This window comes from Rhodococcus ruber (assembly GCF_016804345.1).
Lineage (GTDB): Bacteria > Actinomycetota > Actinomycetes > Mycobacteriales > Mycobacteriaceae > Rhodococcus > Rhodococcus ruber.
Map to the genome: position 1 here is coordinate 4,467,127 of NZ_CP044211.1, position 11,904 is coordinate 4,479,030.

Consider the following 11,904-nt stretch of genomic DNA (forward strand, 5'->3'; position numbering starts at 1 on the left):
GCCCCCGGGTCGTGGGACGAACGTCGGGCGCGACCCGGGGGCCGCTCCCCGTCACTGCTGATGCGAGCGCTGCCGTGCTTCGTCCACGTCGGCGTCGGCGCGGGCCTTCTCGGCCTCGGCTTCCTTCTTCGCGGCCTCGCGCTGGCTGTCCGCCTTGTCCTGCTGGGCCCGCCCCTCCCGGGTGAGCTCGTCGTTGCCGGCGACGGCGCCGGCCGCCTCCTTGGCCTTTCCCTTGACGTCTTCGACGACGCCCTTCACGCCTTCGCTCGGTCCGCTCGTGTTCTCTGCCATGCGACTCTCCCTCGTCGGCGTTCCTCGCTTGCGAGCCAGGAATACCCTCGGCGGACTCCGGCAAACCACGCGCGCGTGCGGCAGCCGAACCTGCGCCGCCTACAGCAGAATTCCCACGATCACCACGAGGAAGAGAACGACGATCAGCGCGACCGCAACGATCGCGAGGACGCCGGTGGGCGGAAAATTGTTCCGAGTGCGCGGCTCGGGCGCCGACAGTCCGGAGGTGGTTCCCGAGTCCGGCGGCGTCGACCCCGGTGCCACCCCGCCGCCGGGCTCCAGATCGGGTGTGCGGGCAGGATCGGGATCGGTACCGGAATGTGCCTGCGGATCGGGGATGTTGCGCGGATCGGGTGCGTTCATCACCCACTCCTTCTCTCGGCGGCCGGTGACCCCGGAACCGACGGGTTCGCGACCGCAGCGGGCACCCCATCCCTCGGAGAATTCCCGCACCGTCTCCGGCCAAACGGCCGGGTTACGACGGGCGTGGAGGGCCGGCGACGACGAGCAGTTTGAGGGGTCCGGGCGCCGGGCACCCGATCCACAGGACCGGACATCCGGAGAGGAGGACCGTGATGACCACGTGCGATACGTGCGGCAACGACTACGACAAGACCTTCACCGTGACCCGGGGCGACGTCTCCGGCACATTCGACAGTTTCGAATGTGCGGCACAGGCGATGGCGCCGCAGTGCGCGCACTGCGGTTGCCGCATTCTCGGCCACGGCGTCGAAGCCGACGGCACCATGTTCTGCTGCGCCCACTGCGCCCGGCAATCGGGGCAGAGTGCGCTTACCGACCGAGCATGAGGAGACAGTGTGACACAGGATGTGGAGAAGCGATGGCGGGATCCCCGCACCGCGCGCTCGGCGGTGCGCTATGCGGCCGTCGTCGTGGTCGCGGCCCTGCTGCTGATGGCGGCGGTGGTGATCTGGGCCGCCGCGAACGGTGACCGGTGCGCCGACGAGGAGTTCCTCGTGTGCACCGACCCGGCACGGCTGGTCCTGGCCCTCGGCCCCACGGCGATCCTGCTCCTCGGCGCGGTCGGCGCATTCGTGCAGACCTACCGGGTGTGGCGCTCGGGTGGGACATGGCCGATCTGGCACGGCACGGGCTGGGGGCTGATGATCCTGACCCTGGTGTACGGGACGATCTCGTCCGGCGTCCTCGTCACGGGGTGAGCCGGCGAGGACGCCCGCCGGGCGTGTTTCGGGAACACCCGCCCGGGCTATTCCTCCGTCCCGGGGCGCAGCGCCCCGCGCACCCCGATGGAGGAACGATGATCCGACCCAGTCCGTATCCCAGGGTGCAGCGCACCCGGGTCCAGGGCTATGCCTTCGCGGTCGGCATCGTGTTTCTCCTCATCGGGGCGCTCGGATTCGTGCCCGGCCTGACCAGCGGGTACGACTCGATGACGCTCGCGGGACAGGAGTCGCACGCCCATCTGCTGGGCCTGTTCCGGGTCTCGATCGCCCACAACCTGCTGCACCTCGCCTACGGCGCGGTGGGAATCCTGGCCGCCCGCAAGGTGCGTGCGTCGCGCATCTACCTGATCGCGGGTGGTGCCGGATACCTGGCGTTGTCGGCGTTCGGCATGGTGGTCGGACACGACAGCCGTGTCAACGTGGTGCCGGTCAATGCGGCCGACAACTGGCTGCACCTGGCCCTGGGCGTGCTGTTGCTCGTCCTGGCGGTCGATCCGCGCGGTAACCGTCGCCCGAAGCCCCCGAAACCTGCCTGATCCGCAGTCGAGCGAGCCGGTGCTCGGACGCAACGTCGCGTCGGCGCATCAGGGCGAGTACGGATCAGGCCGGCACTCGGAGGGCGTGGATCGCGCTCTCGAGGGTGGCATGCGCGTGGACCGGTTCGCCGAGCACCCGCAGCAGCCGGTTCACCGCCCGTCCGCCCACGAGCGCCCACCGAGAGCTCCGATGCCGGGCCAGGGTGTCGAGTTCCTCGAACACGGTCAGTCCTGCCGAGCCGAAGAACTCCACCTCCGACAGGTCGAGCACCAGACGCGACGAGGTGTGCAGCCGGGCGCCCGCGTAGCTGCACAACGCGGGAGCGTTGCGAAGGTCGAGTTCGCCCGCCACAGCGACCCGGACGAGAGCGGAACTGATTCTCTCGGTGGAGAAATCGGCACCGGTCGAGGCGAAGAAGGTCGACGACCGATCCGAACGGGTGACCCACAGCGATGTGACTTTGCGTTGAGTAGCGACAGTCATGAGCTTCCCATCTTCGGAAGAGGATGGAAGCGTCGACAGAGCGGGACCGCACCGACACCGGTCTCCGCAGGTATGCGGCACCTCCGAGTCAGGCTGTGTGCTCAACCTCACTGACACCCTACGGCAGCCGTTGCGGCACTGCAAAGAGCCGATCTGCCGGACCCGATGCGTCCGGACGGGGGCCGCTTCCGCATGATTGAGAACACCGCGCCGCGGGTAGTCTCGCCAGGAACACCCGCTCGCCCGGGCCCTCAACCTGCCGCAACGGAGATACAACACACATGGCGAACACGGCATCGATCGATCCGGCCCTCGAACGCACCCATCCCGTAGTGGAGTTGCGGGTACGCGCAGAACCAGGCCAGCTTCCCGTACTGCGCGCGGTCGCTGCCGCCATCGCCATCCAGCAGGGTTTCGACCTCGACGCGGTGGCCGACGTCAAGCTTGCGATCGACGAGGCGGGCACCCGGCTCATCACCCGCGCTCCGGAAGGTGCGACGTTGTCGTGCCGGTTCCAGGCGATGCCGCCCGCACTGCGGATCAGCGCGTCCGCCCTCACGGTCGACGGCGGACTGACGGCGGACTCGCGGACCTTCGGATGGCACGTGCTCAATGCGCTCGCCGACTCCGTCGACGTGAAGGTGGACGAGACCGACGAGGGGTCTGTCACCACCATCGACGTGTCCCTGACCGACAGCAGCGCTGTTCTGTGACGGGGACCGGCGCCCAACGGCGCAGCGGCCGAGCCGCCGACGAATACGCCGACGTCATCCCCGTTTTCGAGGAGATGACGACGCTCGGCGAGGACGATCCCGCCCGCGGAACCATGCGGGACAGCCTGGTCGAACGGTGCCTGCCACTCGCGGAACACATCGCCCGCCGATTCGACGGCCGCGGCGAGGCATTCGACGACCTCCTCCAGGTCGCCCGCCTCGGCCTGGTCAACGCCGTGGACCGGTTCGATCCCGAGCGAGGCTCGGACTTCGTGTCCTTCGCGGTTCCGACCATCATGGGCGAGGTGCGCCGCCACTTCCGCGACGCCGGGTGGGCGGTGCGCGTCCCGCGCCGCATGAAGGAGATGCACCTGGCGCTGAGCAAGGCGACCGGGGAGCTGTCGCAGCGCCTCGGCCGTGCCCCCACGGCGGCCGAACTCGCCGCGGAACTGGGCCTCGATCCCGAAGAGGTCGCGGAAGGCCTCGTCGCCGGCAACGCCTACCAGGCGGTCTCGGTCGACCGACCGGCCCCGGCCGGGGACGACGGCGTCACCCTGGCGGACACCCTCGGCGACTACGACGCCGCGCTCGCGCACGTGGAGAACCACGAAGCGCTGCGTCCGCTGCTCGCCGCCCTGCCGGAACGCGAGCGCACGGTCGTGCTGCTGCGCTTCTTCGGGAACATGACCCAGACCCAGATCGCCGAACGGGTCGGCGTGTCCCAGATGCACGTGTCACGGCTGCTGACGAAAACCCTCGCCCAGCTGCGTGAACAACTGGGCGAGGGCTTCTAGGACCGCGAGTCGCGTGCCCGTCCCCCGGGTCATTCCTTTCCGGGCCAGGTGCCGGTGACGCGGCGGAAGCCGACCGCGCTCGCGCGGTTCGCCGCCGCGCTCACCGCACCGAAGATCGCACCCTGCACGGCGGCGGAGACCAGCACCTCACGCCACCCGAAGCGGCTGTCCATGGCCTCGGGCGGATCCTCCTGGCCGGCACCGAGCGCCCACACCTTCCGGAACACCATTCCGGCGGCCACACCCGCCAGGGAACTGACTACGAGGCTCACGGGCCGGTACAACGCCTTCTTCACATTTCCTCCACGTGTCGAGGTACGAGGCGGGAGTACCCGGCCGTCGCGGTCTCACACCTGCCGGACGGCTCAGATGGTGGTGGCGTCGATGACGAATCGGTAGCGCACGTCGCTCGCGACGACGCGGTCGTACGCCTCGTCGATCCGGTCGGCCGAGACGACCTCGATCTCGGCGCCGATCCCGTGTTCGGCACAGAAGTCGAGCATCTCCTGCGTCTGCGGGATCCCGCCGACCATGGAGCCGGCGAGACTGCGGCGGTTCCGGGCGAGCGAGAACGCCCGGACCGTGATGGGGTGTTCGGGCAGACCCAACTCGACGAGGGTGCCGTTGCGGGCGAGCATCGACAGGTAGGCATCCATGTCGAGGTTCACCGACACGGTGTTGACGATCAGGTCGAACGTGCCCCGCAGATCCACGAAGGTCTGCGGATCGGTCGTGGCGCGGTAGTCCACGGCCCCGAAGCGCAGCCCGTCCTCCCGCTTGGCCAGTGAATGCCCCAGCACGGTCACCTCGGCACCCATCGCCGCGGCGATCTTCACGCCGACGTGACCGAGACCGCCCATGCCGATGACGGCGACCTTCCTGCCCGGCCCGGCGCCCCAGTGCCGGAGCGGGGAGTACAGGGTGATGCCCGCGCAGAGCAGCGGCGCCGCCGCATCGAGCTCGAGGCCGTCGGGGATCTTCAGGACGAAGTGTTCGGTGACGACGATATGGGTGGAGTATCCGCCCTGGGTCACCTCGCCGTCGCGGCCGACCGCGTTGTAGGTGCCGGTGACCCGGCCGGCGCAGTACTGCTCGTCGCCGCTGGTACACGCCTCACACTCGAGGCACGAGTCGACGAAGCAGCCGACACCGACCCGGTCGCCGACCGCATGCCTGGTGACCTCGGCGCCGACAGCGCTCACCACCCCGACGATCTCGTGACCGGGAACGACCGGGTAACGGGTGCCGCCCCATTCGTTGCGGGCGGTGTGGATGTCGGAATGGCAGATCCCGGCGTACCGGATCTCGACGAGCACGTCGAGGGGACCGAGCTCGCGCCGCTCGATGGTGGTCTTGACGACGGGAGCGTCCGCCGCGGTGGCGGCGTACGCAGCAACGGTAGTCATGCGTTCATGCCTACCTGCCGGCGCGACGACGCGCACCCGCGGGGCTGCTCGCGGGTGCGCGCCGGCGGTTACCGTCCGGCGGCCCGGCGCCGCAGTCGACGTGCGGCGGCGACCAGGTTGCGCAGCGACGGCTCGAGCTGCCAGTAGTGCCGGGTCTTGAGCCCACCGTCCGGATTGGCCCACAACCGGTCGAGTTCGACGGACTCCGCAGCGGTGCTGAGCAATTCGTCGAGTTCGTCGATGTCGGGAATGCGTGCCGATCGGCTCTCGTAGACCCCGGGCCCGACACCGTGGGTGAGCGCCTTGTCCTTGATGGCCTCGAGCACCCAGCGGATCGAACGGGTCGCGACGATCGCCGTGACGTCCGCGTCGAGCCGTGCGATCGCGTCGACCACCGACGCCTGACCGGAGTAGGTCAGGTGCGTGTGGATCTGCGTCTCGGGCTTGGCGCCGCCGGTCGCGAGCCGGAATGCGTCGACCGCCCAGTCCAGGTACTCGGCCCGGCCGTCCTGCCGCAAGGGCAGCAGTTCCCGGATCGCGGGCTCGTCGACCTGGATGATCGCGATGCCGGCCCGCTCGAGATCGGCGATCTCGTCGCGGATCGCCAGCGCCAGCTGGTCGGCCGTCTCGTGCAGCGGCTGGTCCTGCCGCACGTACGACCGTGCCAGCATCGTGACCGGGCCGGTGAGCATGCCCTTGACCGGCTTGTCGGTCAGCGACTGTGCGAACGCGATCCATTCCACCGTCATCGGCTTCGGCCGCACGATGTCGCCGTAGAGGATCGGCGGACGCGTGCACCGCGAACCGTAGGCCTGCACCCAGCCGAAGTGCGTCGTGGCGAAGCCCTCGAGCAGTTCGGCGAAGTACTGGATCATGTCGTTGCGCTCGTGCTCGCCGTGGACGAGCACGTCGAGACCGATGTCCTCCTGCAACCGGATGGTGGACTCGATCTCCTCCTGGATGCGCTTGACGTAGTCGTCCCACGACATGCGGCCCTCGCCCAGCTCGTAGCGAGCCTTGCGGACCTCGGCCGTCTGCGGGAACGACCCCAGTGTGGTCGCCGGCACCGGGGGCAGCTTCAGGCGCTCCTGCTGCGCGGCGCGGCGCTCCTCGTACGGGACCCGGCGGCGGTGTTCGGGTCGCAGGGCGTTGACGCGCGCGCGGATCGTGTGCTTCTGCTTGAAGTGCACCGAGGTCGGCGGCTTGCGCCACCGCTCCTCCGCCCCGGTGGTCAGCGCCTTGGCGAGCGAGACCACCTCTCCCACCTTCTGCTTGGCGAACGCCAGCCGGTCCGCCACGTCGCCCGGGATGTCGTACTCGGCGAGCACGTCGTAGGGCACGTGCAGCAGCGAGCACGACGTGGAGACCACCAGGTCGGGCGCCACGGCGGCGAGGCTGCTCAGGTATTCGAGCGTGCGGTGCCGGTCGGCCTTCCACACGTTGCGGCCGTCGACGACCCCGGCGTAGATGCGTTTGCGCTTGAGTCCCGGCACCGCGGCCAGCTCCTCCGCGCTCATCCGGCCGTTGACCAGGTCGAGACCGATGGCCTCGACCTTGGTGGCAGCGAGGAGGGGCAGCGCCTCGCCGAGGTGACCGTAGGGACCGGTGACGAGCAGGCGCGGGCGCAGCGGTGCGTGGGAGAGGGTGTCGTAGGCGCGCGCGAACGCCTCGAGCTCCTGCGGGGTGCGATCCTCGGTGAAGGACGGCTCGTCGAGCTGCACGCACCAGGCGCCGGCGCGCGCGAGCTCCGCGAACAGCTTCTCGTATTCCGGCAGCAGCCGGTCGAGCAGATCGAGCGTGGAGAACCCGTCCTGCTCCGACGTCTCCGAGACCTTGGACAGCAGCAGCAGGGACATCGGGCCGAGCACGACCGGCCGCAGCTCGATGCCACGGGCCTTGGCGCGCTCGAACTCGTCGAGGACCGCCGCCGAGTTCAACGCGAAGGTGGTGGTCTCGTCGAGCTCGGGCTGCCGGTAGTGGTAGTTGCTGCCGAACCAGCGGACCAGCTCGAGCGGCGGGAAGTCCTCACGGCCCCGGCACAGCGTGAAGTAGAAGTCGAGCGGATCGAGCTCGCCGACGAGCGGACGGAACCGCTCGGGGATCGCACCGAACAGCAGTGCGTTGTCGAGCACGTGATCGTAGTAGGAGAACGTGTTGCCCGGCACCTGGGTGAGTCCGGTGGCGGCGAGTTCGCTCCAGGTGGACTCCTGGATCTCGCGGGCCACGGCGACGAGCTCGTCGCGCGTGCCGGTCCCGTGCCAGTAGGCCTCGAGCGCACGCTTGAGCTCACGGCGGGGTCCGATGCGCGGATACCCGAGAATGCTGGAGCCGTATCCGTCTGCATTGCTGGCCATCAGGGGTCGACCTTTCCCTCGATGCACCTCGCGCCCGTGCCCCGACAGCCAGCGCAACGGCTGTGCTGTCGGCACACGGGCGCCGAGATGCGGTGTGGTGCTACCTACCTAGCTGACTTTCTTGGCGGCACGACCGTTGTCGGCATACTCGTAGAAGCCGGCGCCCGACTTCTTGCCGACGAGGCCCGCCTCGACCATACGCAGCAGGAGCGGCGGAGCCGAGTAGAGCGGCTCCTTGAACTCCCCGTACATCGAGTCGGCGATCGACTTGACCGTGTCCAGACCCACCAGGTCGGTCAGGGCGAGCGGACCCATCGGGTGCGCACATCCGAGAACCATCGCCTTGTCGATGTCCTCCTTGGTGGCGAAGCCGGATTCGACCATCCGGATCGCCGACAGCAGGTAGGGCACGAGCAGCGCGTTGGCGATGAAGCCGGCCCGGTCGGAGGACCGGACGACCTGCTTGCCGAGCACCTCGGAGGCGAAGGCCTCCGCGCGCTGGGAGACCGCGGGGCTGGTCTTGAGCGTGGTGACGAGCTCGACCAGCGGCAGCACCGGAACCGGGTTGAAGAAGTGCATGCCGATGACCCGCTCGGGCCGGGTGGTGGCGATGCCCAGCTTCATGATCGGGATCGACGAGGTGCTGGACGCCAGCACCGCATTCGGATCCGTGACGATCTTGTCGAGTTCCGCGAAGATCTCGGCCTTGACCTTCTCGTCCTCGACGACCGCCTCCACGACGAGCTGGCGATCGGCGAAGTCGCCGAGGTCGGAGGTGAAGCGCAGCCGCCAGGCGGCCTGCTCACGCTCCCGTTCGGTGATCTTGCCGCTGCTGACACCGCGGTCGAGGGACCGGAGGATGCGGGCACGCCCGGCAGCCGCGAGCTCGCGGGTCTGCTCGTACACAAGTACGTCGACATGAGCGCGCGCGCACACCTCGGCGATACCTGCGCCCATCATCCCGGCGCCGATCACGCCGACGCGCTGAATCTTTTCGCTGGTCACGTCAGCTCCTACTCGTCATGTGGGGGTCGTGAAGGTGGTTTTCGACAGAGGGTGGATACGGCCGCGGCGGGACCTGGTCGTCCGAGATCCCGCCGCGCCTGCATCCGTTGCCGGTTCCTAGTGGAACTGGCCCTCCTCGGTGGAGCCCTTCAGGGCAGCCGTGGAGGTGTTCGGGTCGACGGTGGTGGCGATGGCGTCGAAGTAGCCGGCGCCGACCTCACGCTGGTGCTTGATGGCGGTGAAGCCGCGCTCCTCGGCCGCCTTGAACTCGCGCTCCTGCAGGTCGACGAAGGCGGTCATGCCCTGGCGGGCGTAGCCGTGGGCCAGGTCGAACATGCCGTAGTTCAGCGAGTGGAAGCCGGCGAGGGTGATGAACTGGAACTTGAAGCCCATCGCGCCGAGCTCCTTCTGGAACTTCGCGATGGTCGCGTCGTCCAGGTGCGCCTTCCAGTTGAAGGACGGCGAGCAGTTGTAGGCCAGCAGCTGGTCCGGGAACTCGCCACGGACGGCCTCGGCGAACTTCTTGGCGACCTCGAGGTCCGGCACGCCGGTCTCCATCCAGATCAGATCGGAGTACGGCGCGTACGCCTTGGCGCGCGCGATGCAGGGCTCGATCCCGTTCTTGACGCCGTAGAAGCCTTCGGCGGTGCGGGTGCCGTCGAGGAACTCGCGGTCACGCTCGTCGACGTCGGAGGTCAGCAGCGTGGCGGCCTCGGCGTCGGTGCGGGCGATGACGACCGTCGGGACGTCGGCGACGTCGGCCGCGAGGCGAGCCGAGGTCAGGGTGCGGATGTGCTGCTGGGTCGGGATGAGCACCTTGCCACCGAGGTGGCCGCACTTCTTCTCCGACGCGAGCTGGTCCTCCCAGTGCGAACCGGCGACACCGGCCGCGATCATCGCCTTCTGCAGCTCGTAGACGTTGAGCGCGCCACCGAAGCCGGCCTCACCGTCGGCGACGATCGGGGCGAGCCAGTTCTCGACGGAGGTGTCGCCCTCGATCTTGGCGATCTCGTCGGCGCGCAGCAGCGCGTTGTTGATGCGGCGGACGACCTGCGGCACCGAGTTCGCCGGGTACAGCGACTGGTCCGGGTAGGTGTGGCCGGACAGGTTCGCGTCGCCGGCGACCTGCCAGCCGGACAGGTAGATGGCCTTGAGGCCGGCGCGGACCTGCTGCACGGCCTGGTTGCCGGTGAGGGCGCCCAGCGAGTTGATGTAGTCCTCGTTGTTCACGAGGTCCCACAGAATCTCCGAGCCGCGGCGGGCGAGGGTGGCTTCCTCGACGACGGTGCCCTGCAGCTTCGCGACCTGCTCGGCCGTGTAGTTGCGGGTGATCCCCTTCCAGCGCGGGTTGGTGTCCCAATCCTTCTGGATTTCCTCAGCGGTCCTCGGGGTGCCGGTGGTCGACATCTAAGCTCCACTCTCTAGATCTGATCCGCGCCGGAAGCTCTGCAGTACGTGCGTACTACTTCACATCCTTCGCGGACCTTTCGGATGTACCACTCGACAATGACACACCCGGAAAGTGCCGTCTACCTGTTGCTAATGCCAATCTTCGCTAGGTTTTCCCACACCCTTGCAAAGGTTGTAAATGTTCGGGGCGTCCAACGAACGCGGCCGCCGAGCCCCGAGCTACCCGCCGGTAGCAACTACCTCGGCATTGTCCGCGCCGGCGCCTCGGCCGGGCGCGGGTCACGAAACCCCCGAACGCGAGCCCACCAGCCACAGGAGCAAGGGATGCCGTCGCGATTGTGATCAGTCTCACAAGAGGCACTCCGGCAAATCGGGAAGTCGCGCCGGTCGAATCGGTGGGGGGCTAGAGATCGCTCGTCTACCATGTGCGCGTTGATCAGTCGGGGCCGGTCACGCCGATCGGGCGTGCCCACTCCCCACTCGCACACGAGTCGAGGAGGGCGCCATCCTTTCCGCCACATCGAAGCCGGTGATCGAGGCCACCCTGCCGATCGTCGGCGCCCATATCGGCCGGATCTCCGAACTGTTCTACGACAAGCTCTTCGCGGCCGCGCCTTCGCTGCGGACCGACCTGTTCAACCGCACCAACCAGGAGAACCGGGAGCAGCAGAAGGCACTCGCCAGCTCGGTCGCCGCGTTCGCGACGCTCCTGGTCACCGAGGACGCCGCGGACATCGACGCGATCATGGCCCGGATCGCCGCCAAGCATGCTTCGCTCGGCGTCCAGGCGCCCCACTACGAGGTGGTGCGGCACCAGCTGTTCGCCGCGATCGCCGAGGTGCTCGGCGACGCGGTCACCCCCGAGGTCGCCGCGGCCTGGCGCGAGGTCTACACGTTGATGGCCAACTCGCTCATCGAGCAGGAGGCAGCCCTCTACGACAAGGCCGGGGTCCGGCCCGGTCAGATCTGGCGCGTCGTCGTGGTCAGCGACGTCCAGTTCGACGGCGCCGAGGTCGCGACGCTGACGCTGCGCTCCCCCGACGGCACCCCGCTGCCGGATTTCCTTCCCGGACAGTACATCTCCGTCGCCACCACGCTGGGTGACGGCACCCGCCAGATCCGCCAGTACACCCTCGTGCGCAGCCACGTCCCGGGCGAGTGGGCCGTCACCGTCAAGCGGGTCCGGGGCGGGATCGTCTCCCCGTTCCTCGCCGGGGGCGTCGGCATCGGCACCGAACTCGTCGTCTCCCATCCGTTCGGCAGTCTCGTCGTCGAGGACGGCGACGATCCCCTGGTGCTGATCTCGGCCGGCATCGGCATCACCCCGACGCTCGCGGCGCTGCAGCACCTGGCGGCGCACCGATCCGAGCGCGAGGTTCTCGTCGTGCACGTCGACCGCTCCCCCTACGACCATGCCCGCCGCGCGGAGACGCAGGCCCTGGTCGATCGCCTGCCGCGGGCCCGCATGCAGACCCGCTACTCCGAGTTCGAGGAACTCCGCGAGGACGGCCACTCCCCGCTCGACGGGGTCGAGTTGCCGGCCGACCCGCAGGTCTACGTGTGCGGTCCGGTCCCGTTCATGCGGTCGATCCGGCAGACGCTGCTCGCTGCGGGGGTGTCGCCCGACGCCGTCCACTACGAGGCCTTCGCGCCCGGATCCTGGCTGGGACTCGAGGAGAGCTAACGTTGCGAATCCGCCGTTGCAA

14 protein-coding genes are annotated in these 11,904 nt (G+C 68.8%); 6 read left to right on the forward strand and 8 right to left on the reverse strand.

Annotated features, from left to right (window positions below; translation table 11 throughout):
* Window positions 1-51: 51 nt before the first annotated feature.
* Both mbp1 and F1734_RS20530 read right to left on the reverse strand, forming a co-directional pair.
* Complete coding sequence (gene mbp1, locus F1734_RS20525; protein ID WP_010592162.1) at window positions 52-291, reverse strand: microaggregate-binding protein 1; 240 nt, start codon at window positions 289-291, stop codon at window positions 52-54.
* A 99-nt stretch (window positions 292-390) separates the two neighbouring features.
* On the reverse strand, window positions 391-654 hold the full coding sequence (locus F1734_RS20530; protein WP_119699949.1) for a DUF6480 family protein: 264 nt from the start codon (window positions 652-654) through the stop codon (window positions 391-393).
* 212 nt (window positions 655-866) lie between these two features.
* Here F1734_RS20530 and F1734_RS20535 point away from each other — a divergent pair, with 212 nt between their 5' ends.
* The 3 genes from F1734_RS20535 to F1734_RS20545 all read left to right on the forward strand — a co-directional run bounded on the left by F1734_RS20535 (window position 867) and on the right by F1734_RS20545 (window position 2,032).
* The gene (locus F1734_RS20535; RefSeq protein WP_010592164.1) at window positions 867-1,100 is read left to right on the forward strand and encodes a hypothetical protein; all 234 of its coding nucleotides are present in this window, start codon (window positions 867-869) and stop codon (window positions 1,098-1,100) included.
* A 9-nt stretch (window positions 1,101-1,109) separates the two neighbouring features.
* Entirely contained in the window at window positions 1,110-1,472 is a 363-nt protein-coding gene (locus tag F1734_RS20540) for a hypothetical protein (protein ID WP_026137879.1), read from the forward strand.
* Window positions 1,473-1,570: 98 nt separating this feature from the next.
* Entirely contained in the window at window positions 1,571-2,032 is a 462-nt protein-coding gene (locus F1734_RS20545; protein ID WP_010592166.1) for a DUF4383 domain-containing protein, read from the forward strand.
* 64 nt (window positions 2,033-2,096) lie between these two features.
* Here F1734_RS20545 and F1734_RS20550 read toward each other — a convergent pair whose 3' ends face one another.
* A complete protein-coding gene (locus F1734_RS20550; protein WP_010592167.1) occupies window positions 2,097-2,516 on the reverse strand; it encodes an STAS domain-containing protein in 420 nt (139 codons plus the stop codon).
* 281 nt (window positions 2,517-2,797) lie between these two features.
* On the opposite strand from F1734_RS20550, the gene F1734_RS20555 reads away from it, so the two are divergent.
* Both F1734_RS20555 and F1734_RS20560 read left to right on the forward strand, forming a co-directional pair.
* Complete coding sequence (locus F1734_RS20555) at window positions 2,798-3,229, forward strand: ATP-binding protein (RefSeq protein WP_010592168.1); 432 nt, start codon at window positions 2,798-2,800, stop codon at window positions 3,227-3,229.
* Window positions 3,226-4,023, forward strand: a complete 798-nt coding sequence (locus F1734_RS20560) for a SigB/SigF/SigG family RNA polymerase sigma factor (RefSeq protein ID WP_119699950.1) — start codon at window positions 3,226-3,228, stop codon at window positions 4,021-4,023. Before F1734_RS20555 ends, F1734_RS20560 begins: the two co-directional genes overlap by 4 nt.
* 29 nt (window positions 4,024-4,052) lie before the next feature.
* On the opposite strand, the gene F1734_RS20565 is transcribed toward F1734_RS20560, so the two are convergent.
* The 5 genes from F1734_RS20565 to aceA form a co-directional block, all read right to left on the reverse strand.
* A complete protein-coding gene (locus F1734_RS20565) occupies window positions 4,053-4,319 on the reverse strand; it encodes a DUF4235 domain-containing protein (RefSeq protein ID WP_010592170.1) in 267 nt (88 codons plus the stop codon).
* A gap of 69 nt (window positions 4,320-4,388) precedes the next feature.
* Window positions 4,389-5,429, reverse strand: coding sequence for an NAD(P)-dependent alcohol dehydrogenase (locus F1734_RS20570; protein WP_203010987.1), 1,041 nt, complete (start codon window positions 5,427-5,429; stop codon window positions 4,389-4,391).
* A 68-nt stretch (window positions 5,430-5,497) separates the two neighbouring features.
* Window positions 5,498-7,783 carry a 5-methyltetrahydropteroyltriglutamate--homocysteine S-methyltransferase gene (metE, locus tag F1734_RS20575; RefSeq protein ID WP_010592172.1) on the reverse strand — a complete coding sequence of 762 codons (2,286 nt, stop codon included), beginning with the start codon at window positions 7,781-7,783 and terminating at the stop codon, window positions 5,498-5,500.
* 108 nt (window positions 7,784-7,891) lie between these two features.
* On the reverse strand, window positions 7,892-8,788 hold the full coding sequence (locus F1734_RS20580; RefSeq protein WP_203010988.1) for a 3-hydroxybutyryl-CoA dehydrogenase: 897 nt from the start codon (window positions 8,786-8,788) through the stop codon (window positions 7,892-7,894).
* Between the two features lie 117 nt (window positions 8,789-8,905).
* The gene (gene aceA, locus F1734_RS20585; RefSeq protein ID WP_010592173.1) at window positions 8,906-10,195 is read right to left on the reverse strand and encodes an isocitrate lyase; all 1,290 of its coding nucleotides are present in this window, start codon (window positions 10,193-10,195) and stop codon (window positions 8,906-8,908) included.
* Between the two features lie 532 nt (window positions 10,196-10,727).
* Here aceA and F1734_RS20590 point away from each other — a divergent pair.
* Window positions 10,728-11,882 carry a globin domain-containing protein gene (locus tag F1734_RS20590; RefSeq protein ID WP_010592174.1) on the forward strand — a complete coding sequence of 385 codons (1,155 nt, stop codon included), beginning with the start codon at window positions 10,728-10,730 and terminating at the stop codon, window positions 11,880-11,882.
* Window positions 11,883-11,904: the final 22 nt, after the last annotated feature.

Coding starts and splice junctions, on each gene's coding strand:
- mbp1 (WP_010592162.1), bottom strand. CDS start 291: ATGGCAGAGAACACGAGCGGACCGAGCGAAGGCGTGAAGGGCGTCGTC.
- F1734_RS20530 (WP_119699949.1), bottom strand. CDS start 654: ATGAACGCACCCGATCCGCGCAACATCCCCGATCCGCAGGCACATTCC.
- F1734_RS20535 (WP_010592164.1), top strand. CDS start 867: ATGACCACGTGCGATACGTGCGGCAACGACTACGACAAGACCTTCACC.
- F1734_RS20545 (WP_010592166.1), top strand. CDS start 1,571: ATGATCCGACCCAGTCCGTATCCCAGGGTGCAGCGCACCCGGGTCCAG.
- F1734_RS20550 (WP_010592167.1), bottom strand. CDS start 2,516: ATGACTGTCGCTACTCAACGCAAAGTCACATCGCTGTGGGTCACCCGT.
- F1734_RS20555 (WP_010592168.1), top strand. CDS start 2,798: ATGGCGAACACGGCATCGATCGATCCGGCCCTCGAACGCACCCATCCC.
- F1734_RS20570 (WP_203010987.1), bottom strand. CDS start 5,429: ATGACTACCGTTGCTGCGTACGCCGCCACCGCGGCGGACGCTCCCGTC.
- metE (WP_010592172.1), bottom strand. CDS start 7,783: ATGGCCAGCAATGCAGACGGATACGGCTCCAGCATTCTCGGGTATCCG.
- aceA (WP_010592173.1), bottom strand. CDS start 10,195: ATGTCGACCACCGGCACCCCGAGGACCGCTGAGGAAATCCAGAAGGAT.